Consider the following 22477-nt stretch of genomic DNA (forward strand, 5'->3'; position numbering starts at 1 on the left):
ATTTATCTCTCCCCTACCCCAAGGATCCACTTAACAGCATCTATTACATAATGTGGTTCATCTTTTTGAATATAGTGACCACTATTTTCTGCAATTATAAATTTATTATTGGCTGATAATTGTAATAATTCTTCTTGCAATTGTAACCATTTCAGTTGTGCATCTGCTGAATAAAAGGCTTTTTTTCCAGCAGCTAACACGACAAGTGGAATATCACTCATTGATTTACAATGTCGATCTGCTTCACCTAGACTAAACATAAATTATTCATATGAACTTTCATATACAAATTGCTTATAGTAAGCTTCTTGAAATTCTGGAGGCATTATTGGTAAAAAATCTTCTTTATAATTTTCTGGTGTTGAATCAACCAAAACGATTCCCAACATACCATCAGGATAAAAAGTCGTAAATAAACGTGCATTAATACCACCAAATGAATGACCTACAAATATATATGGTGGGCTTAAATGAAGTTGCTTTAAACAATCTCTTAAATCTTTTACCATTTCAGAACTAATGCGTAGCTTAGAGCTATTCTCACTTTTTCCTAATCCAGCTCGATCATATGTGAGTACCGTCCCATATTCTGTCAGCCCTTCCGCAATACGATCCCATGCCTTTGAATAATCACCATAACCTGCTTCCAATATTATAACTGGTCGCTTCTTCTTTCCTTGGAATATTTTCGTATATATTTTAAAGTTATCAACTGGTACATATTCCTCAATACATTTAACCATTGACAATCACTTCTCTTCGACTAAGTTCCTCTACAACATGATTAATTATTTCACTTACAGATAAAGATCCATCCAATACAATATCCGAATTCGGCTTAACAGTATGAATTGCCTCTAAATAAGCTTTTCTCGCATGTGTCATGTAATGTTTCAAATTATTATGTATTTCACTCATTGTATCTTCTTTAAAATCTCTCAAAATTCTTCTAGCCATCGCAATATCTAAAGGTGTATCGATAAATATAGTTACATCAATGAATTGTCCCACTTCTCTATTTAAGTATGCAAAAGGATAATCTACAATAATATAATCTAAACTACTATCTTGTATAGAACGCTGAATATCATTCATTAGCGGTGTAAGTACCCATTCATCGTAATTAGCTCCATCATCAATCCATTTACAAATATCTGCGGGACAGTTATCAAATTTATATCTATCAAAATATAGAGCCTTTGAGTTTTTCAACTCATGAGCTAAACTTTCTGTAATGGTAGTTTTACCGCCCCCTGAAACAGCTGCAATTGAAATTATTTTTGTTTTTTTATTCACGATTCCCACCAAACCCCTTTTATTAACATAATATAATTATAAAACACTATTTTTTATTGTTCCATTCATATTCTAACATACTCATTTCCCATAAATTCCAATACGTTTCTCCTACTTTTTTTGACTCTCTTAATAAACCTTCTTTTACAAAACCTATTTTTTCGTAACAAGAAATAGCTGACTTATTAAAGTCATAAACACCAAGAGTTACTCTATGTAGTTTTAATTCTTCAAAAGCAATATGAAGTACGGCTTTCATCATATGTTTCCCTATAGAACGCCCTCTCATTTTCGTATTACCAACTAGCACTTTTCCAATTCTAGCAGACTTATTTATATTATCTATTTGTCCAAGAGAAATATGACCAATAACTACTTTAGTCTCTTCATCTATTATTTTGAATGCCAGTGTGTTTGCACTTTCTGTATATTTCTCTAATTGCTGTTCATTTAAAGGATATGTGAATGCATTTCCCGACCATTGTATTAAAAATTCTTCGGAATTAATCCAATTTATTAATTGTTTGAAATCAGTTCTTGTAAATTGTTTCAGCTTGATCACTCTCATTCTCCTTTCACACAACCTTTTATACACCTTCAAATTTATTTCTATATGAAAAATATATTCCCTTTTAAACAAAATAAAAAGCCATTCATAAGAATGGCTTAGCATCAATAAAGCATAATTAATCTTTATTTGCTACGTCAACACCGTTAAAATCAAACTCATCAGTAACAGTTGTAGCAGGTGGTAAAATTGCTTCAATTTTACAAAGAGATATAATTGCTGCAACTGAACCAGGAATAGCAGCTAGCTTAACAACATCGCAAGTTACCGAAGAAACAGTACCTATATAAGTACGTCCTTCAGTGTTAATTCGCACTGTTTTATTAATTAATTTTTTAAGCTCATCTCTAATTCCTTGTACACAAGAGCTGTCACATTTCTCATTCTTTTCCTTTTTACACTCTTCAAAAATGTCCCAACAATCATCATGCTTACACGTACATTTCTTTCTACAATTATTAAATCGAGAACCCAAAACCTCACCCCCTAATCCTTTCTACTAGTAAAGTATGTCCAATAGCTTAAAAGTGTACGAGACAAAAGCATAGAAACAAAAAAACAAACACTTGTACTAAACCTTCTTATTTATACTTTTAATAAGCCGGCTCCTTGAATAGGGACCACCTTTTCCTATTACTTCACATATACATAGGCTTTGTTCGCAGTGATATGGTGTATTTTTCTTTTACCATTGTGAAATATACATTCAGAAAAGCGTACTCCAAAATAAGATATTATTTAAAATCTTAACGTTTCCTTCAACAGGTGTTTGTTGATTAATATCATAACCAGTAGTTCTCTCAACTATCTCTTGAAAATCAGCATAGTTTGTATGAATTCTATATCTAGTAGAAAGCACTCTATCATATAAAGGTAAAATAATAGGTTAATAAACAAGCCATTCTTTTACTAAAACATAGAATAGTATGAATCCTATTGAAGGGAGGTATAAAAGAATGTCCTGGAAAAATGATTGCTGGAGTTCTAAGAAAAAGCATTGTTGTGATGACTGGTGGAAATCTAAAGAAAAGAATCATTGTGATGATGATTGGAGTTCTAAGGAAAAGCATTGTGATGATGATTGGTGGAAATCTAAAGAAAAGAATCATTGTGATGATGATTGGAGTTCTAAGGAAAAGCATTGTGATGATGATTGGTGGAAATCTAAAGAAAAGAATCATTGTGATGATGATTGGAGTTCTAAACGAAATAAGTGTCGTTGTAAATGTTTCTTTATTTGTTGTCATTGTAAAAGAAAAAATTGGTAATATTTTCGATATCGACTTAAAAGAGAGAACATGTCTTTTGTGACCGATAAACACTAGAATGTAATATACAAAAAGCTGACTAAGTATAGTCAGCTTTTTGTATATTAACACGTATAGATTTACTTTAATATAGTTCTTATTAGAAAAGGATTATTTTATATAGATTACTATAAGCATCCATAAAGCCAAGGCGCCAATGATAGCAAGCGCTATACGTGTAGATAGTACCCTTAATTCAAAGTCTGTTTTCTTGGAGGGTTCAGGATATGCAATTATGTAGATTCCCTTTAATAATGCAAGCCATGCAATAACCGTTAGGAACCCCTGCCAGTTGAATACCCATACATTATGTAGGATTACACTACCTAACCCTAGGAAAATCGATAGAAAACCATACATAATACCAAATCCTCTGTCTTCAACCACTAATTTTTTCAATTCACGTAGTACCGATGGACGTACGAAAAGTATTCCCGATACGATAACCGTTATCCATCCCCAAAACAATCCTAAAAAAGTACTAGTTTCCATTATTAGTTCACTCCCCTCAATTATTTATATTTCAGATATTCCCCCCTTTAGAACAATTCCAACATCTTTATATATAGGCTAAATTCTGCTCTTTTTTAATACAATCATGGCATATTCTATGCCCATCCTTAATCACCTCATTTCTCTACAAAATGAAATTTTTATATCATTCTTCATCATCATCTATCCGAATCAACCGAAGTCGCTTTGTACTATTACCGTACACTTTTTCATAGCTTGGAGCTAACATGCACCAAAGCCAATATAATGATTGATTCGCCTTTTCACTAACCTCTAAAATTGTCCCCTCTGTAATAAAATGATCACCTTGATACAATGTATACTCGCTTGTCCCATGGAATCATCATTATTCCCCTCCCTATTAAAATAGCGTTTTGTTTCAAATAATGCTCTCATTAATTTGGACGCATTTACCAGTATATTTACCAAAAAATTCATGATATCGTTAACTAGTCGAGTACGTCATTACTTGACGATTACCCTTAGGAGCCCCCGCAGACAATCGGGGTTCCTTTTATTTAAATAAGGATTTTGTTTAAACTTTACAAAACTCACCTATATTAAACTATCTTCTAAAATTCCCATTGAACATTTATAATACTTTTAAACGGTTTAAATTCTACAATCAGTAATGGAGGCATTTTAATGGGAAACATCCCAAAAATATCATCACAACAATCAAATCCTAAGATACCCTCACAGCAAGTGAACGCTAACACCAAACAAGGTAATAATAAAAAAACAAGACGCCGTATTATAACTACTTTAGCTTTTATATTACCTATAATTTTTGTCCTTCAATATTCTCTTAATAACCAGCAAGAAATGATTAAAGAGAAACAAATCACGGTTAATACGGAGCAACAAAAATTATCTTCTTTAAAGAAGGATGGTCATACCCTTAAAAATGATGTTAAGGCTTTAACAGGTAGTGAAGAAGAAATTTTAAAATTCGCAAGGAAACTGTATGGATTTTCTAAACCGAATGAAACTATATTTCAAATAACTGAATAAAATTACACTGCATTACCCAAAAGGCGATTTGACGATAATCGCCTTTTTATATTTAATTTCTAAAATAAACATACTAATTTCTTTTTCTATCAAATAACTATTTTGTTTAATTTATTAAAATACAACCGCTTGTCCATTTCACATTGCTCTATCATTACATTTACTATTAGTAATACGATTTTTAGAGGTGATATATAATGGACGAGTTTTTATCTTTTGCTGCACTTAATCCGGGTTCTATTGGACCTACACTTCCACCTGTTCCACCCTTTCAATTCCCTACCGGTCCTACTGGTTCTACTGGATCAACCGGACCAACTGGTTCTACCGGATCAACCGGATTTAATCTTCCTGCTGGGCCTGCATCTATTACCTTGACTTCTAACGAAACCACAGCATGTGTATCCACTCAAGGAAATAATACTTTATTTTTTTCGGGTCAAGTATTAGTAAACGGTAGTCCTACTCCAGGAGTAGTGGTCAGTTTTTCATTTAGTAACCCTTCTCTTGCTTTCATGGTTCCTCTTGCGGTCATTACCAATGCTTCAGGTAACTTTACCGCTGTATTTCTAGCCGCTAATGGTCCTGGAACAGTAACCGTTACTGCTTCACTTCTTGATTCTCCTGGAACAATGGCTAGCGTCACTATTACCATTGTGAATTGTCCGTAACGGTTTTATTTTTAAGGACTAAGCAATATCTAATAAGATGAGCACTGATTTACAGTGCTCTTTTTTATCATTGGGATGTTCCTTTCAAATGAAATTTCGTAACACCCTACTAAAATAACGCTTTTATTAAGAACTAATGATCTTTATATTTCTTAAGCTTGTCAGCACAAGTAATTTTTATAATTAGTTAAATTCTCAATATAGTTTGTGTATATAATTCCATTCAAAGATACATAATACCCACGTAACTATTTAAAAATACTTTGTTTTTATATCTAAGTTCAAAAAGGAGCAACATAACATGGATAAAAAAGATTTATTAAGTCAACAACTTGATTCTGTGTCATTAGATGCGCTGAATACCCCTAGTAAGGCCCAAGAACAACTGCAAGAAACCTCTCAGGAGGCACATAATTCAAACAAAAAGGACAGTACTCAAGCTTTACATGGCGAAGATTTACCAATTTCAGATGTATATAGAACAACGAACAAACAGTAAATTTAAAAGGGAAAAAATCTTAAGAACGAGTGAACTTAATTCTTTTCCCTTTTCCTATTTAAATAACACTTTTATATGAAACCCGTACACATTTTTGACACATCCACTATCACAATCTCCTGAAAATTCGTGATAATATTAATTTGTCGGATACGCCAAATTTCGACACTGAACGACAATAATATCTCCCTTATTGAATCCCTGTCCCCCAGGGATTTCTCCTTTTATTCATTACTTTTTTCTTCACTAAATTTTCATTCTTAACAAAATTCAATCACTCCATTGAATAGACAGCTATAGTATCCTATTTTGATAAAAACTAAAAACAAACAGATATACTTAACACTAATAGTAGATTTTTTAACTTCAAATTTACTTTTTCTCTCTTATCTTTTTGTAAACATTAAAAATGAGCTCTATTTACATAGAGCTCATTCGTAATTTTATAGTTTGCTAGACTGTAACCCCTGAATAAACGGAACTACTTCAGGATTTACAAGTGACGATAAATCTCCTAACTCTTTTCCTAAGTAAGCTGCTTTAATAACACGTCGCATTACTTTAGAATTTCGTGTTTTTGGTAAATCTTCTACAACGTGGATGTCTTTTGGACATAAAGCTTTACCAATATGAGAGTTTACTAAACTCATTAATTCTTTCTTTAATTCTCTTGAGAATGTTACACCATCTCGTAATACAACAAAACAATGACAAACTTCTCCTTTTACATCATCCGGTACACCAACTGCCGCTGCTTCTATTACATCATTATGTTTCACAAGAATAGATTCATATTCAGCAGGCCCAATACGTTTCCCTGCAATATTTAGCGTATCGTCTGAACGTCCTGTGATGATGTATTGCTCACCGTCATAAATGACCCAGTCACCATGAACCCACTTATTTTCAAAGCGTGACCAATATGTGTTTACATAACGTTCATCATCTTCCCAGAAACTTTTCGTCATACCTACCCAAGGTTTTTCTAAACATAATTCTCCGACTTCATCTCGAATTGGTTTACCTTGATCATCAAGTACAACCGCTGCCATTCCTGGTAAAGATGCGTTAAAACTAATCGGTGCGATCGGCTTAATTAGGACATTCCCGAAAATCCCACCTGAAATTTCAGTTCCACCTGAATAGTTACAAATTGGTACTTTACCTTTACCAACTGTATTAAATAACCACATCCATGGGTCTGGATTCCAAGGTTCTCCTGTTGATGCGAATACTTCTAAACTCTTTAACGAGTGTTTATTTACATATTCATCACCTTTTGCCATTAATGCACGGATTAACGTTGGTGAAATACCGAGATGAGTAATTTCATATTTATCGACTGTCTCCCATAAGCGGTCTGCTTCTGGAAAGTCTGGGACACCTTCATACATAACCATTGTTGCGCCATTAATTAAAGAGCCGAATAGTAAAAATGGTCCCATCATCCAGCCCATATCAGTTACCCATAATACTCGGTCGCCTTGTTTTATATTCATTCCAAACCCTGCATCAAATGCAGATTTTAGCGGGAAACCAGCATGTGTGTGTACTGTCCCCTTCGGCTTACCAGTCGTTCCAGATGTATATATAAGCATTAATGGATCATCACTGTTCATTTCTTCAGCATGTATAAATGGTTTTTCTTTTTCTAACGTACTCCATGAAAAATCATAATTATGCGGTGTAAAATCATTTCCTGCATGACGAACAATTACCACCTTTTCAACAGTTGGACAATGTTCACAAGCTTTATCTACTTCATCTTTTAATGAAACAATTTTCCCACGGCGTGAAAAGCCATCTGCGGTAATAACCATTTTTGAACCAGCCGCTTGTACACGTGTCATTACTGCATCAGCAGCAAAACCTGAGAATATTGGTGAAATAATCGCTCCAATTTTCATTACCGCTAACATAGCAACAACTGTTTCAGGAATCATTGGCATGTAAATTGTTACACGATCACCTTTTTCAATACCAGCATGTTTCAAACCGTTGGCAACACGGCTTACCCAGCTGTCAAGCTCTTCATATGTAAATGATTTCGAAGTTCCGTTTTCCCCTTCATACATAAGCGCTGCTTGTGTTTTCGTTTTATCGTCTGCAAGCCAGCGAGATAAAGCAGATTCTACAACGTTACAAGTTCCCTCAGTATACCACTGTGCAAACGGTGTACCATTTTCTAAATCTAACACTTCTGTATATGGTTTCATCCACTGATAGCCAACTGCTCTCTCAGCTTCTCCCCAAAACCAAGCTGTTTCTTCAATTGACTTATTATAAAAAGCTTCGTAATCTTCATAGCCTAATGATTTCATCCAACCAAATAAACGCGTTTTTTCTTTATATTCTTCTGCTGGAAACCAAACTGCTTGTTTCAATGTTTTCCCCTCCTTGATTTTTTGAGCAAGAAAGCCCTAAATAGGGCTTTTAAACTGGATATACAGGATGTTTACGATCCGTGAATACTTGATATTTACTCATATACATTTCGAATCGTCCTTTTAGCTCTTCACGTAAATTGTTTGGATGAACAATACCATCAATCACCATCTCAGATGCTAAACGGTAAATATCAATATCTTTCTTATACTCTTCTCGTTTTTCAGCAATAAAGCTTGCACGCTCTTCTTCTGGTAAAGCTGCTATCTTATTTGCATATACAGCATTGACCGCTGCTTCTGGACCCATTACTGCAATAGAAGCTGTTGGTAATGCTAAGCAGCAATCTGGTTCAAACGCTGGACCTGCCATTGCATATAAGCCAGCTCCATATGCTTTTCGAACGACGATAGAAATTTTCGGTACAGTTGCTTCACTCATTGCAGAGATCATTTTTGCACCGTGACGAATAATTCCGGCACGTTCTACTTTTGTACCAATCATAAATCCAGGTACATCTGCAAGGAATAATAATGGAATATGGTATGCATCGCATAAATTTATAAACTTCGCTGCTTTATCAGCTGAATCGTGGAATAATACGCCGCCCTTCATACGCGGCTGATTTGCAATAATGCCAATTGGCTTACCATCAATGCGTGCTAAACCTGTAATTAGTTCTTGAGCAAATAATTTTTTCACTTCAAAGAAAGAACCTTCATCAATAATTCTGTTAATGAGATCTTTCATATTGAAAGGAGCATTTTGATTTTCTGGAATGATTTCTTCTAACGTTTTATCGAACTGTTTCGGTTCTTGAGGTGTAATCAAAGGAGTCTTTTCTAAATAGTTACTTGGAAAATAAGAAATATATTGTCTTGCTTGCGTAATTGCATCTTCTTCTGTTTTACATAAAACATCTCCGCATCCTGATACTGAGCAATGCATACGTGCTCCGCCCATTTCTTCTAAAGTTACCTTCTCACCGATAACCATTTCAGCCATACGCGGAGACCCTAAATACATAGAAGCATTTCCTTCAACCATCATAACAACGTCACAAAATGCTGGAATATACGCACCACCAGCTGCTGAAGGTCCAAATAATAAACAAATTTGTGGCACTTTTCCAGATAATTTCACTTGGTTATAAAAAATTCTTCCCGCACCGCGGCGTCCAGGGAACATTTCAACTTGATCTGTAATACGTGCCCCAGCAGAGTCAACTAAATAAAATAACGGTACACGTAATTTCTCAGCCGTTTCTTGAATACGCAAAATCTTTTCAACTGTACGTGCTCCCCATGATCCAGCCTTAACAGTTGAATCATTTGCCATTACGCACGCAGTGCGACCATGTATTTTACCAGTTGCAGTTACAACGCCGTCAGCTGGTAACCCGGTTTGTTCACAATTTGCAAATAATGCATCTTCCACATATTCACCATTATCGAATAAAAGAGCTAAACGATCTCGAACAAAAAGTTTTCCTTTTGCTTTGTTTTGTTCATGATATTTCGGTGCCCCGCCTTGCTTAATTGTTTCAACTCGTTCTTCAAATGAATTAGATTGTTGTTTTTGATCTAACATACTTACTCCCCCTTATACATTGGTTTGCGTTTTTCCTTGAATGCCTGTAATCCTTCTAATCTATCTTTCGTATGGATTACGCCCTCATACGCCTGTTTTTCCATTTGTAAGCCGGTATGTAAATCTACTTGAATACCATTTGAAATTGCTTCTTTTGCTAATCGAACAGCAATTGGACCATTTTTAGCAATTCGATCTGCAATTTCAATTGCTTTCTCTTCTAGTAAATCAGCTGGTACTACGAATTCTACTAAACCATATTCTTTCGCTTCTTGCGCCGAAATACGTCTTCCTGTATAAATTAATTCTTTTGCTCTACCGACTCCAATTAATCTCGGTAAACGCTGCGTACCACCTGCTCCAGGTATAATTGCAAGAGAAGTTTCAGTAAGACCTAGACTCGCAGTGTCAGAAGCAATTCTAAAATCACAAGCTAAGCTTAATTCAGTACCTCCACCAAGTGCGATTCCATTAATAGCAGCAATAACTGGTTGTGGTAATTGTTCCACCATCTCCATAGTAGAACGAATCATACCCACAGCATGGCGAACTTGTTCTTCACTCATGTTGGCACGCTCTTTTAGATCAGCACCAGCGCAAAATGCTTTTTCGCCATCCCCTGTTAAAATAACAACGCGCGTATTTGATTCTTCGTTTATTTGAGTTAATATAGTTTGTAATTCTTCTAATAATGCCAAAGATAATGAGTTTGCTTGTCTTTCACGATTTAACGAAATCTTTACAACGTGCGGTGTAACATAGTCAACTGAAATGTTTTGTAATTGTAGCATCTTCTCACCTACTTATCGTTTTATGTTGAAGCGCTCTATACACATGACTCGGTAATTGGATATTCAACTTACTTTGAATAAACTGACTAGCTCTCAATAACTTTTCTTCATCAATATTAGTTTGGACTCCCAGCTTATGGAGCATATGCACTAAGTCATCAGTAGCAACATTACCCGATGCTCCTGGTGCATAAGGACATCCTCCGAGTCCACCACAAGAACTATCAAACGTTGTAATACCATATTCTAAAGACTTAACTACATTCGCCAGAGCCATTCCATACGTATTATGAAAATGCATTGCAAACTGCGAAGCATCATACTTCTTTAATAGATGTTCTAATACTTGTTCTACTTGTAATGGATTCGCTACACCAATCGTGTCACCGAGAGAAACTTCATAAATGCCGTATGAAAATAGTTGATTACATATTTCGTCAACTGCTGTGGCACTTATATCCCCTTCATAAGGACATCCAAATACAGTAGAAACATAGCCTCGTACCTTTTTACCTTCGAACGTTGCCTGTTTTGTTATATCTTCAATTACAGCTAATGCTTCTTTAATAGATTTATTAATATTACTTTTATTGTGAGATTCACTTGCTGATAAAAAAACATTCACCTCATCTACATTTTGCAAAAAAGCTCGTTCCAAACCATTTTGATTTGGAACAAGCGCTGCATATGTAACATTTGGATCCCTTTTTAGCTCAGAAAATACATCACTTGCATCTGCTAATGCAGGAACCCATTTAGGGTGAACGAATGAGGAAACTTCAACGTACGACAATCCCGCTTCTGTAAGCAGTTGAATCCATTTTACTTTATCTTTTGTGCCAACAATCTTTTTTTCATTCTGTAAGCCATCACGTGGCCCGACTTCTTTAATGACAGCAAAATTAGGTAGTTTCAATTCGCTTCCCCCTATATCTCCCTATTCAATTTCTAGTAATACATCTCCTTCATTTACAAAATCGCCTTCTTGTACGTTAATTTTCATAACAGTTCCGGCTTCTTCTGAAACGATTGGAATTTCCATTTTCATAGATTCCAAAATGACGACATCCTGCTCTTCCTCTACTGTATCTCCTACTCCTACAACAATCTTCCAAACATTTCCTGCCATCGATGCATATACTTTCGTCATCATTTTTTCCCCCTTAATATTCATAAATCTTACTTTTTAACAAGTTGTTTCGTTACGAAACCCGTTGTATAAATACCACTTTTGAACACATCGTCTCCGAGTACTTGCAGTAACATTGGTGTGTTTGTTTTAATACCTTCTACTTTTAACTCTTCTAGAGCAATTTTTAATTTTGAAATCGCTTCTTCACGAGTTTCACCATGTGCGATTACTTTCGCAATCATTGGATCATAGAAAGGTGTAATCGTTACTTGATTCTCCAAAAAGTGATCAATACGTATATTTGTCGGTAACGTTAAATCTGTAATTTTCCCAGGTGATGGGAAGAATGTTTTCGGATCTTCTGCGTAAATACGAGCCTCAATGGCATGACCACTACGTTTTACATCATCCTGTGTAAATGATAGCTTCTCACCATATGCGATAAGTAATTGTTGTTCAACTAAGTCTAACCCAGTAATTTCTTCTGTAACTGGATGTTCTACTTGTAATCTCGTATTCATTTCTAAGAAATAAAAGTTCTTTTGATCATCTACAAGAAACTCAACTGTACCTGCATTTGTATAACCAAGTGCTTTAGCGGCTTGTACAGCAACTTCTCCCATAGCCTTTCGTGTACCCTCATCTAAAAATGGTGAAGGTGCTTCTTCAATTACTTTTTGATTTCGGCGCTGCACTGAACATTCGCGTTCCCATAAATACACTGTATTACCATGTGTATCTGCTAAAAGCTGAATTTCAATATGATGTGCATCTGCTATATAGCGCTCTAAATACATTTCTCCGTTACCAAAGAAATTTTGCGCTCTTGTTTTATTACTTTCAAATGCTTTGGTGAGCGTTTGCTCAGTTTCCATCAACTGCATTCCAATGCCTCCGCCGCCCGCGGATGCCTTAAGCATTAATGGATAACCAATTTGTTTCGCAATTTCAATTGCTTCTTCAGCAGTTTCAATATTTGTAGTAATGCCTGGAACTACTGGCACATCTGCTGCTTGCATCGCTATACGTGACTCAATTTTACTTCCCATCTTAGTAATGATTTCTTCTGAAGGACCGATAAATACGATTCCTTCTTCTTTACAGCGAATCGGAAAAGATGGATTCTCTGATAATAATCCGTACCCCGGATGGATTGCTTCAGCATGTGTCTTCTTAGCTATTTCAATAATTTTTTCAAGGTTTAAATAGCTTTCTTGGACACGCGGACCGCCTACTAAGTAAGCTTCATTTGCCAATTTTACATGAAGGGCATTTTCATCAGCCTCAGAATAAATAGCAACGGTACGAATGCCAAGTTTTTGACAAGTTTTCATAATGCGAACTGCGATTTCCCCGCGATTAGCAATTAATATTTTTTGAAACATAGTGACTCCTCCTTTTTATCTACATCCTAAATGTCTTGCAATTACGAGACGTTGAATTTCAGAAGTTCCTTCACCAATTTCTAAAAGTTTTGCATCACGAATATATCGTTCAACTTCATATTCACGCATATAGCCATATCCACCATGAATTTGTACTGCATGATTTGCTATACGACTTGCAGCTTCAGATGCAAACAACTTTGCCATAGCCGCTTCTTTACCGAAAGGTTTATCGTTATCTTTTAACCAAGCTGCTTTATGTACTAAATTACGCGCTAATTCTACTTCAGTCGCCATATCAGCCAATTTAAATTGAATCGCTTGGAAATTAGAAATCGATTTTCCAAATTGTTGACGTTCTTTCGCATATTGCAATGCACGTTCAAATGCAGATTGTGCAATACCTACTGCTAATGCTGCAATTGAAATACGTCCTCCATCAAGTGTATATAAGAATTGTTTAAATCCTTTATTTACATCACCAAGAATATTTTCTTTCGGTACACGTACACCATCAAGTACGATTTCACAAGTATTAGAGGCACGAACACCCATCTTATCGTAAGGGCTTGAAATCGTTAATCCTTCACTAGTAGTCGGTACGATAAATGCAGAAATACGTTTTTTACCATTGTCTTCAAAACCGTTGATAGCGGTTACAATAATTGTATTTGCATACTCTGCGTTTGTAATCCAGCACTTTTCACCACTAATAACATATTCATCGCCATCTAAAATTGCTTTCGTTTGTGTGCCCCCTGCATCAGATCCAGCATTTGGCTCCGTTAATCCGAAAGCACCTAACGTTTTACCTGACGCCATTGGAACTAAAAATTTCTGTTTTTGTTCTTCTGTACCGAAATAATAAATTGGAGAAGCACCTAATGAAATTGTTGCAGCATAGCTTAAACCTGTTCCACCACAAGCACGACCAATCTCTTCAACAGCTAACGCGTACGATAACGTATCGCCACCTGAACCTCCATACTCTTCCGGGAATGGGATACCTAATAATCCTAGTTCGCCCATTTTTTGAAATGTTTCATATGGAAATTCCGCAGTTTTGTCATAATATACAGCTTTCGGTGCGATTTCCTTTTCAGCAAAATCACGTACCATTTCTTTAATCATTTGTTTTTCGCGAGTTAGAGTAAATTCCATTCCGCTACACACCCCTTATCGAATATTGAGTTTCGACAGCGTGCGAGTTTCTACTACAAACATTACTTCTTAAAAGACACGAATATTAGTTAGACAATTGCTATAATTCTGTCATAACTTAATTTTAAAACAGATTCTGTACCAATGCACAAAAAAATTCCTACATTGTTCTACAACAACATAGGAGGTTTTGTGTCGAATTATGTAATTTATTGTTTAATAATCTCTACCTTTTCCCGAATCAGAAATTTCTACTAACCCTTCAGGGTATGGTTCGAAATATGTTTGTCTTAATAAATACTTTTCATCAAATCGAATGGCCCATGTTTTTAAAATTACAAGTAAACTACTAAGTGGGATTTTCTTTTCAGAATACTTCTGTAACAGCTCTAAAAAATGATCTTTTTCTTGTTTTTTTAGCTTTGTTTTAAAATATCCGAAAATGTGCTCACATACATTTACATTCGATGTATAGCGAGGCGCGCGAATAAATAATTTATATAAAGTCTTCTCATAGTTATCAAATACGACTTCAATTGTTTCATTTTTTTGATTTGCAATAATACGCCCTAATTCTTTTTGTTTCACCTGATTATATGCCATAAATAAATACTTATAATCTGATTGAAACGCTACGAGTTCTTTTATGTTTTTAGTATGTTTAATCATTTTGTAATGCGCGATTGTAAACAATCTTGTAAAGAAATGCTCTCTAATAATAAAATTCGACAATCTACCTTCTTCTTCAATTGGAAGATGCGAAAATTTTTTTATTACTGCTCCGCCAAATAATCCAGTTCCTTTTCCTTTTACTGGTCCTTTTTCAAAACCAGAATAGATTTTCACATCACGAGTTCCGCAACTTGGCGAACGATTCTTCAAAATAAAACCGTCAACTTCAGGTAATGTTTGTAAAAACTCATTTGAAAATTGCTCCATTTTTTCAGTTACGTCTTCTCGTGTTGACGGTTGCACAAGCCTATTCGTACCGTTTTTTTCTACAATACGTATCGTTTCACGAGGAGTCCCTAAACCAATTTCTACTTCAGGACATACAGGTATAAATGTAACAAATGGCTGCAAGTTTCGAATTGTTAAATCTGGAACCATCTCTCCATTATAACGACAGGCATCAAATTCTAAACATTTACTTACAACAATTATCGGTTTAGCAAATTGTCGCATCACATTACCTCCGTGGCGTTAGTCCATACAAAATAAATTGAATCGTATTTTCAATTTCCACTTCATCGTCCCATTTCTCTTCCGGCAATAATAAAAACCTCGTTAAGAGCAACCCTAATACAGCTGATAAAGTAAGACGTAATACAGAAGAAGGCGGAAGTTCAATAATTTCCCCTTCTTCTTGAAACTTAGCAATCAGCTTTTTAAAATGTACAAGCAGTTCTGTTTCTATTAATTGTTGTATTTCACTTTTTAGTTCTGGCTGAAATGGTACTTCTTGAATTAATATTTTTATCATTGGAAAGTGCTTTTTAGCAAATTCAAATCTATTTTGAATTATTACTCTTAAAAGCACTTCATACGATTCATACTCTGTTTTAAATATTTCTTTTGCAAAGGCTTGTACGAAAAATGGTGCAGCGAACTTTGTTAAGGTCGGCATCACGACTGCAAACAATAAATCTTTTTTCGTTTTATAGTAGCGGAAGATTGTTCCTTCCGCTACACCAGCTCGCTTTGCAATTTCACTCGTTGAAGTTGAGGCGTACCCTTTTTCTCCAAACATATCAACAGCTGCCTCTAATATACGCATTTGACGTTCATTACGTTTATCAGTATTCGTTGCGGCAACTAATTCTTCCAGCCAATCCTTCTTCATTTATTGTGCTCCTTTTTATCATCATTATATTTTGCGATGTTTCTTTAATGCAAATACATTTCCTACTGCAAATAATAGTGAAAAAAGTAGTAATACAGTAAGATCTAATACAATCTCTGTAAACCCTTGATTCCGAATCATTACTTGTCTCATAGCGTCAGCACCATATGTGAGTGGAAATAATTTACCTAACATTTGTAACCATGTATTCATGGATTCCATTGGAAACAACCCAGAAAAGAAAACTTGTGGCACGATAACAAGCGGTATAAATTGGATCATTTGAAATTCATTATTTGCGTATGCCGATAAAAATGTGCCTAATGTTAGTGCAGTTAAAGAAAGCATACATGTTATAAGTAGCGTTAGCCATATTGAGCCAGCTACATATAAATCTAAAATATAAACTGAAAAACTTACAATTATAATAGATTGTATAAATGCAAAGATTCCAAAACCAATAATATATCCTACAACTATTTCCCATCTTCTCACTGGTGTGGATAATAATCTCTCTAATGTACCACTTAAACGTTCTCTTACAAAAGATACTCCGGACAATATAAATACAAAGAAAAATGTAAAGAAACCAATTAATACGGGACCAAGCCCATCAAACATCGTAATGTCTTTAGAGCCATGTAAATAATCCACTTCAGGCTTCATCATTGATACATTATTCTTCTCTGTACTCTTTTGCAATACTTGAAGTACCGCACGGTTTTTTGATGAATCACTGCCTTCTAATAGAAGATTCATTTTTCCATTTTCTAAATGAATTACTGCATCTACCTTTTGCTTTTCTAATTCCGAAATTGCTTTGTCTTTACTATATTCATAAATTGATGCTTCTTGATTTTTCATTGCTTTTACTATAGGAGCAGGTACATCGACTACAGCAATATGCGGTATATAGTCTTTTTGTGTAAATATTAGCGATAATAACCAAAGTAATAACATTGGTGCCCCAAACATCATTGCTAAAGAACGCTTATCTCGAAAAAATTGACGAATGATACGGATGACTACACCATTAACTCTCATGATTCAATCACTCCTTCTAACATAAAGACATCTTCAATTCGTCCAGAAGATGTTTGTTTTTTCAATTCCTCCGGTGTGCCAATCGCAACTAAATTCCCTTCTCTAATTAGCCCTAGACGTTCGCAAAACTCAGCTTCATCCATAATGTGCGTTGTTACAATAATAGTTGTTCCTTTCTTTTTAAGGTCATAAAACTTCTCCCAAATCGATTTTCGAAGTAGAGGATCTATCCCAACTGTTGGCTCATCTAAAATTAATATTTCTGGTTCATGAAGGAGTGCTATCGCCAATGATAAACGTTTTTTCATTCCACCTGAAAAATGCTGTACTTGCTTTTTCATATGCTCTGATAATTGCACAAGTTCAAAAACTTCTACGATTCTCTCTTTCTTACGCTTACCTTTTAACCCATACATCGTTGCAATAAAATCTGCATTTTCATATGCCGATAGTTCTTCGTATAATGCATCAGCCTGAGCCATATAACCAATTCTTTTCATTTCATTTAGATTAGGCATGTTTGTATTAAAAACAATTACATCCCCTGTAGTTGACTCATTAATACCTGCAATCATTTTAATGAGTGTTGTTTTCCCTGATCCGGAAGGTCCAACCAAGCCAAAAATTTCTGCTTTTTCTACTTGCAGCGAAAGGTTATGCAAAACTTCTTTTTTCCCAAAACTTTTTGATACATCTCGTAAAATAATTGAAGGTTGCTGCACTAAAAATCCCCCTTTTCTTTAAAATGAGTGAGTACTCACTTTTATTTTACTCTCGAATTATTATATGTCAAACTTTTCAAACATATATTTTTTCTGTTATTTACTAAATCAATGAAACAGAGTCGACATTAGAATATCTTTTCTTAAAGTCGACTCTGTTTCATTGTGAATTATTCGATTTTTGTTATGTTTTTAAATTTAAATACCTTCTAATTCTAGCAACATCTAATGAATATTCGATAACTATTTGCTGTATTGGTAATATAACCGTTTCCGGATATAAATGTGCATATTGTAACGTTTCTGCATACTTTTCCAACCGTTTTTCTAAATACTTTACAATTTGCTCAGGATGACTTACTAATAAAGACGTACTATAATAATGAATTTGCTCCTCAATCGCCGTATATTCTTCAATTTCAAATTCTTTATGCATTTGTACACCCCTTTATATTTTTAATATTGCTTAATAATAACTATTTTAACTCGACTAATTTTTAAGTTTTTTGATTATTTACACTATAACAAACTCAATAGGTCAAATTTTGTTACTTTATGTAACGTTGAAAAATTTTAACAAAATTGTAATGGAAACTTGTACTCAAGAAAAACTACCTTTAAATTATTCTCCTGAACAAAAAAGCCGTACAGATTAATTTAACTGCACGACTACAATCTCAGGTCTATTAAAAACTCTTTGCGGAATGATACTATTGCCTAATCCTCTACTAACTATCATAGACGTATTTTGTTGTTCATATAAACCCGCTGTATATTTGGGCAGTATTCCTTGATTAGGAGCAACTAATCCCCCGATAAAAGGTAACCGAACTTGTCCCCCATGTGCATGACCCGATAACACTAAATCTACTTTCTCCTCAGCATACTCTTCTAGAAATTCAGGCCTATGGGATAATAATACATTATACCTATCTGGCAGCGTTTCAATTTTTGCTTTTACAATTGCATCTTTTACAATACTTCCTTCATCAATATCTCCAGTATTAAATTCCGGATCATCAATTCCTAACAAGTTTATTTCGTGTCCTCCCTTTTGTATTATTACATGTTCATTTCTTAAAACAGTGACATGCTGTTTCTTTAATTTTTTTTCTAAACTGTTATATTTTCCTGACCATTTTTCATGATTTCCTGTCACAAAATATACCGGATATTCCTTCACAAGTTCTCGTATTACTTGCATACTCATTTCTGCATCGTACGATTTACTGTCTATTAAATCACCCGTAATAGCAATAATATCTGGATTTATGCTTTTTACTTTTTGAATTAAAACGTCTTGATTATCACCAAATTTTTTATTATGTAAATCTGAAATTTGTAGTATTTTATATCCTTTAAAAGAAGAGGGAATTTTACTAGAGGTTATTTTAACCTCAGTTATACTTATTAAATTGTTTTGTAAATATAAAAAGATACTAATGCCTACTAATATACCAATAATTAATATGATTCTTTTAATCTTCTTGTTCATACTTCCTCCTAAAATCTTAATCAGTACTACAGTTCACAATAAATATTACGTGCCCTTCGCATTCAGAATAACTGAAATTTTTTAATTGATTTGTAGTATTTGTTATAGTTTTATACGCCACTTATAAAATTTTTCAATCGCATGCGTATATGATGTCATGCTCATTTTTCAGTAATTTTATAGCAGATCACTGGAATTTCTTCATAATATTAACATTTATCTTACTTAGTTTGATAACTATATCATGATAATTCCTATAGTTTTTTATAAAAATATTGTGTACTTTTCTCGAAGTATATACGACATTTGATTACAAATATATTATTACCACTACGATTTTAATTTGTTTAAAACGTACAAAGAGAGAATTGAAACACTAAATTGCCTTATGAAAAGGTATTACTGTATTATTTATTAGAAAATTGAAAAAATATGTGTAGATAGCTATCATTGTAAGTGCATATATAATTAACTTTAATTTCCTGACATAATTTCACATAATTCTTAAACTAGTTTTTTGCGTGCATTATGAAATAAAATATTGCCCCATGTCAGTCTTTAAAAAATTATATATCATAACTTTAAGGGAGGAAGAAAACTATGAAGATGAAAAGAAAAATCATGATGACGACAGCACTTGCAGCTACATTGGCTACAGGTGCACTACCAAGTACATCAGTGTTTGCTGCTGAAAAAGAGGCTCCTATCCAAAAAGAAGAGACACAGATGAGTATTCAACCATTTGCACAAAATAATTTGGAAACAGCAGTTAAAGCTGCCTTAAATGGTCCAGAAGTTAAAAAAATTAAAGTATTTGAGCATGAATTTAATGTAAAACCAATTGAAGTAGTAAATTTAGGTGGCGGTAAAACATATGTTAAGGGACAAATTTCTCATCATTTAAGTTTTCGTCCAGATGATCAATTTTATTATGAGTTTACAGTGCAAGATGGAAAGGTAATAGATAAGCCTGCATTTAATATTGATAGAGGTGGTTGGACACCTTTTGCCGCTCCACTTTTATCAATTCTTGCTGCGTATAATGGGATTCCAGTTAATCCAAATGATTTAAATGCACTTGGTCAACAGATTGGAAAAGTGATAGATGGAAGCTGGGAACATGCAGCCCAATCTATCGCAACTGTAGTTAGTTTAAGTTTTAATGAGTAGAATTTCTTAATTTTTGTTAGCCTAACAGAGTCCCATTTTTCATAAGTAACCTTGTTATAAAAAATTCTGAAACAGCTATAAATAGATTTTTACCACTCAGTCACATTATCTTGATTTGTTAACCACCTTATCATTCATTATATGTCACAAAATAGAAGTCTTTTTTAAGACTTCTGTTTTGTTTGTATACAGTACAGCGGAAAGTTTGTTTTTTACCTATCTATGCTTCAATTCTTTAAGAATCCGTTTGACTATTAGATACAATTTATTACAACAAACTATTAAAATCTCAAATAACTTCCTACCCTATTTTGATTTTTTCAAACACAAAAATTCATTACTTTAAGAATCAAAACAATAGATGTAGTAAAAAATCATCTTGTTTTATTATATCTATTGTTTAAAAGTCAGGAGAGATAAAATGAACAAAATAAAAATGAGGAATTTTTTTAAAATTAGTATCCTTACTTGTTTCACACTAGCAAGTTTAAGTACACCATCTACTATTTTTGCTGATAGTCATCCAGGTTATTCCTATGAATCCAATATAGGCTATCAAAACCCAGCATGGATGTCGAAAGTAGCAGATTCAACAAAATTGAGTGAAATATCTATTCCAGGGACTCACGGTACAATGGCTTTACATGGAGCAAGTTTTCTTGATGAAAATTTGACAAGAAATCAAACTATGAGTCTACCACAACAATTAAATTCCGGAATTCGATATGTAGATATGCGTGTTAAACGTGTAAAAGATTCTTTTGCAATGTACCATGGGATTGTAAATCAAAAAGCAATGTTTGAAGATGTATTAAAAGAGGCAATTCAATTTTTAAAAGATCATCCTACAGAAACAATTTTAATGCGCTTAAAAGAAGAAACTACTCCTGAAAGTGGCTCACTATCATTCGAGGAAATACTTAATAAATACAAAGACCTTAATTATTCCTATTTTTGGGATCCGAGTTCTGTACCAACTTCAAAAAGAAATAACCCTACTCTAGGAGACATCCGAGGGAAAATTGTAATCTTACAAAACTTTACAGCCTCTCAGCAATATGGTATTAATTACGATAGCTTAAATATACAAGATACATTTGAAATTGAAAACGGACCAGACGGAATGTATGAAAAATGGAATGCGGTGAGAACCCACCTTCAAAATGCAAATAATAATTTTAACAATGATAAAATCTATCTTAACCATTTTAGTGGCACAGGTGGTGCTGCTGCATTATTAAATAATGTTTATCCTTGGTTTGTTGCAAGTGGTAAAGAGAGCAGAAATACTGATAGTAACCCCAAGATGATTCAAAAAGCTACAACTAATGCGTGGGAAGATTTCCCTCGTGATATAAATGGTCAAGTATTTTATGGTGGAATGAATACACTTGGGACCGAACTCTTGCAACAAGGTGGAATTAAACATTCTGGTATTATCGCAGCTGATTTTCCTGGTCCAGGTTTAATTGATAGTATCATTAAATTAAATGGTATACATTCGAATGAAAAAGAAATATTAATTTCGCAAATTTCATCCGAATCTAGCCCTTTATCCGGACAACAAAATCGATCCAGTCAAAACTTTAAAATTGATAGTTTACCTGTAGGTACTAAGGAATTAAAATGGATTATTGAGCCTTCAGAAAAAGATCATCCTTCTTCTATCTCTTTCAATGTAATGATTGACGTTTCTCTAGGTACAGATTCTACTCGTTGGAAAAATATTTCACATGGATCTAGGACTGAAGCTTATACGAATACTAAATATTATATTGCAAGCCCACTTGGTGCCACTAACAAATTTACAGTGAAAATATACGCTATTACAAATTAAAAAATAAAGAATCCCAATGGAATTCCTTTTTGATGGAATACCATTGGGGTTCTT

General features: G+C 34.1%; 24 protein-coding genes and 1 pseudogene. 6 read left to right on the forward strand and 19 right to left on the reverse strand.

Annotated features, from left to right (window positions below; translation table 11 throughout):
* Positions 1–2: 2 nt before the first annotated feature.
* The 4 genes and pseudogenes from MKX66_RS07225 to MKX66_RS07240 all read right to left on the reverse strand — a co-directional run bounded on the left by MKX66_RS07225 (position 3) and on the right by MKX66_RS07240 (position 2339).
* Positions 3–743, reverse strand: a pseudogene (locus tag MKX66_RS07225) (alpha/beta fold hydrolase).
* Positions 736–1296 carry a hypothetical protein gene (locus MKX66_RS07230; RefSeq protein WP_341087625.1) on the reverse strand — a complete coding sequence of 187 codons (561 nt, stop codon included), beginning with the start codon at positions 1294–1296 and terminating at the stop codon, positions 736–738. Before MKX66_RS07230 ends, MKX66_RS07225 begins: the two are co-directional and overlap by 8 nt.
* Positions 1297–1342: 46 nt before the next feature.
* Positions 1343–1858 (reverse strand): GNAT family N-acetyltransferase, encoded by a 516-nt coding sequence (locus MKX66_RS07235; protein ID WP_341085848.1) that lies wholly within the window; start codon positions 1856–1858, stop codon positions 1343–1345.
* Positions 1859–1982: 124 nt separating this feature from the next.
* Complete coding sequence (locus MKX66_RS07240; RefSeq protein ID WP_002032241.1) at positions 1983–2339, reverse strand: hypothetical protein; 357 nt, start codon at positions 2337–2339, stop codon at positions 1983–1985.
* 494 nt (positions 2340–2833) lie between these two features.
* Here MKX66_RS07240 and MKX66_RS07245 point away from each other — a divergent pair, with 494 nt between their 5' ends.
* Complete coding sequence (locus tag MKX66_RS07245; protein ID WP_341085849.1) at positions 2834–3175, forward strand: hypothetical protein; 342 nt, start codon at positions 2834–2836, stop codon at positions 3173–3175.
* Between the two features lie 107 nt (positions 3176–3282).
* On the opposite strand, the gene MKX66_RS07250 is transcribed toward MKX66_RS07245, so the two are convergent.
* Together MKX66_RS07250 and MKX66_RS07255 are read right to left on the reverse strand one after the other, a co-directional pair.
* The gene (locus tag MKX66_RS07250; protein ID WP_002127497.1) at positions 3283–3663 is read right to left on the reverse strand and encodes a hypothetical protein; all 381 of its coding nucleotides are present in this window, start codon (positions 3661–3663) and stop codon (positions 3283–3285) included.
* A gap of 166 nt (positions 3664–3829) precedes the next feature.
* A complete protein-coding gene (locus MKX66_RS07255; RefSeq protein ID WP_002189675.1) occupies positions 3830–4000 on the reverse strand; it encodes a hypothetical protein in 171 nt (56 codons plus the stop codon).
* 329 nt (positions 4001–4329) lie between these two features.
* Here MKX66_RS07255 and MKX66_RS07260 point away from each other — a divergent pair, with 329 nt between their 5' ends.
* The 3 genes from MKX66_RS07260 (at position 4330) to MKX66_RS07270 (ending at position 5868) form a co-directional block, all read left to right on the forward strand.
* Complete coding sequence (locus MKX66_RS07260) at positions 4330–4698, forward strand: FtsB family cell division protein (protein ID WP_002141846.1); 369 nt, start codon at positions 4330–4332, stop codon at positions 4696–4698.
* 197 nt (positions 4699–4895) lie between these two features.
* Positions 4896–5369: an exosporium leader peptide-containing protein gene (locus tag MKX66_RS07265; RefSeq protein WP_341085851.1), complete on the forward strand. Its 474-nt coding sequence runs from the start codon at positions 4896–4898 to the stop codon at positions 5367–5369.
* Positions 5370–5670: 301 nt separating this feature from the next.
* On the forward strand, positions 5671–5868 hold the full coding sequence (locus MKX66_RS07270) for a hypothetical protein (RefSeq protein WP_002189672.1): 198 nt from the start codon (positions 5671–5673) through the stop codon (positions 5866–5868).
* A gap of 443 nt (positions 5869–6311) precedes the next feature.
* Here the strand turns inward: MKX66_RS07270 and MKX66_RS07275 are convergent, their stop codons facing one another.
* The 13 genes from MKX66_RS07275 to MKX66_RS07335 form a co-directional block, all read right to left on the reverse strand.
* A complete protein-coding gene (locus tag MKX66_RS07275) occupies positions 6312–8252 on the reverse strand; it encodes an AMP-binding protein (protein ID WP_002189670.1) in 1941 nt (646 codons plus the stop codon).
* A gap of 49 nt (positions 8253–8301) precedes the next feature.
* Positions 8302–9843, reverse strand: coding sequence for an acyl-CoA carboxylase subunit beta (locus tag MKX66_RS07280; RefSeq protein ID WP_002017014.1), 1542 nt, complete (start codon positions 9841–9843; stop codon positions 8302–8304).
* Positions 9844–9845: 2 nt separating this feature from the next.
* The gene (locus MKX66_RS07285) at positions 9846–10634 is read right to left on the reverse strand and encodes an enoyl-CoA hydratase (RefSeq protein ID WP_002017012.1); all 789 of its coding nucleotides are present in this window, start codon (positions 10632–10634) and stop codon (positions 9846–9848) included.
* 4 nt (positions 10635–10638) lie between these two features.
* Positions 10639–11550, reverse strand: a complete 912-nt coding sequence (gene mvaB / locus MKX66_RS07290; RefSeq protein ID WP_002017011.1) for a hydroxymethylglutaryl-CoA lyase — start codon at positions 11548–11550, stop codon at positions 10639–10641.
* A 21-nt stretch (positions 11551–11571) separates the two neighbouring features.
* Positions 11572–11787 (reverse strand): acetyl-CoA carboxylase biotin carboxyl carrier protein subunit, encoded by a 216-nt coding sequence (locus MKX66_RS07295; RefSeq protein ID WP_001985297.1) that lies wholly within the window; start codon positions 11785–11787, stop codon positions 11572–11574.
* 26 nt (positions 11788–11813) lie between these two features.
* Complete coding sequence (locus tag MKX66_RS07300) at positions 11814–13151, reverse strand: acetyl-CoA carboxylase biotin carboxylase subunit (RefSeq protein WP_016101963.1); 1338 nt, start codon at positions 13149–13151, stop codon at positions 11814–11816.
* A 15-nt stretch (positions 13152–13166) separates the two neighbouring features.
* Positions 13167–14312, reverse strand: coding sequence for an acyl-CoA dehydrogenase (locus tag MKX66_RS07305; protein ID WP_002189664.1), 1146 nt, complete (start codon positions 14310–14312; stop codon positions 13167–13169).
* A gap of 216 nt (positions 14313–14528) precedes the next feature.
* A complete protein-coding gene (locus MKX66_RS07310; RefSeq protein WP_002189662.1) occupies positions 14529–15497 on the reverse strand; it encodes a YbgA family protein in 969 nt (322 codons plus the stop codon).
* Between the two features lie 4 nt (positions 15498–15501).
* On the reverse strand, positions 15502–16155 hold the full coding sequence (locus MKX66_RS07315; protein WP_002065518.1) for a TetR/AcrR family transcriptional regulator: 654 nt from the start codon (positions 16153–16155) through the stop codon (positions 15502–15504).
* Between the two features lie 24 nt (positions 16156–16179).
* Complete coding sequence (locus MKX66_RS07320; RefSeq protein WP_193653879.1) at positions 16180–17199, reverse strand: ABC transporter permease; 1020 nt, start codon at positions 17197–17199, stop codon at positions 16180–16182.
* The gene (locus tag MKX66_RS07325) at positions 17196–17921 is read right to left on the reverse strand and encodes an ABC transporter ATP-binding protein (RefSeq protein ID WP_002032219.1); all 726 of its coding nucleotides are present in this window, start codon (positions 17919–17921) and stop codon (positions 17196–17198) included. The genes MKX66_RS07320 and MKX66_RS07325 overlap by 4 nt, the downstream gene beginning before the upstream one ends.
* A 184-nt stretch (positions 17922–18105) precedes the next feature.
* Positions 18106–18357 (reverse strand): hypothetical protein, encoded by a 252-nt coding sequence (locus MKX66_RS07330; protein ID WP_002017002.1) that lies wholly within the window; start codon positions 18355–18357, stop codon positions 18106–18108.
* 216 nt (positions 18358–18573) lie between these two features.
* Positions 18574–19416: a metallophosphoesterase gene (locus tag MKX66_RS07335; RefSeq protein WP_002189658.1), complete on the reverse strand. Its 843-nt coding sequence runs from the start codon at positions 19414–19416 to the stop codon at positions 18574–18576.
* Positions 19417–20016: 600 nt separating this feature from the next.
* Between MKX66_RS07335 and MKX66_RS07340 the strand changes: the two genes are divergently transcribed.
* Positions 20017–20586: a methyltransferase gene (locus MKX66_RS07340; RefSeq protein ID WP_341085852.1), complete on the forward strand. Its 570-nt coding sequence runs from the start codon at positions 20017–20019 to the stop codon at positions 20584–20586.
* 421 nt (positions 20587–21007) lie between these two features.
* The gene (locus MKX66_RS07345; protein ID WP_341085853.1) at positions 21008–22423 is read left to right on the forward strand and encodes a phosphatidylinositol-specific phospholipase C; all 1416 of its coding nucleotides are present in this window, start codon (positions 21008–21010) and stop codon (positions 22421–22423) included.
* The last annotated feature ends 54 nt before the right edge of the window (positions 22424–22477 follow it).

The organism is Bacillus sp. FSL R9-9530 (genome assembly GCF_038008145.1).
Lineage (GTDB): Bacteria > Bacillota > Bacilli > Bacillales > Bacillaceae_G > Bacillus_A > Bacillus_A mycoides.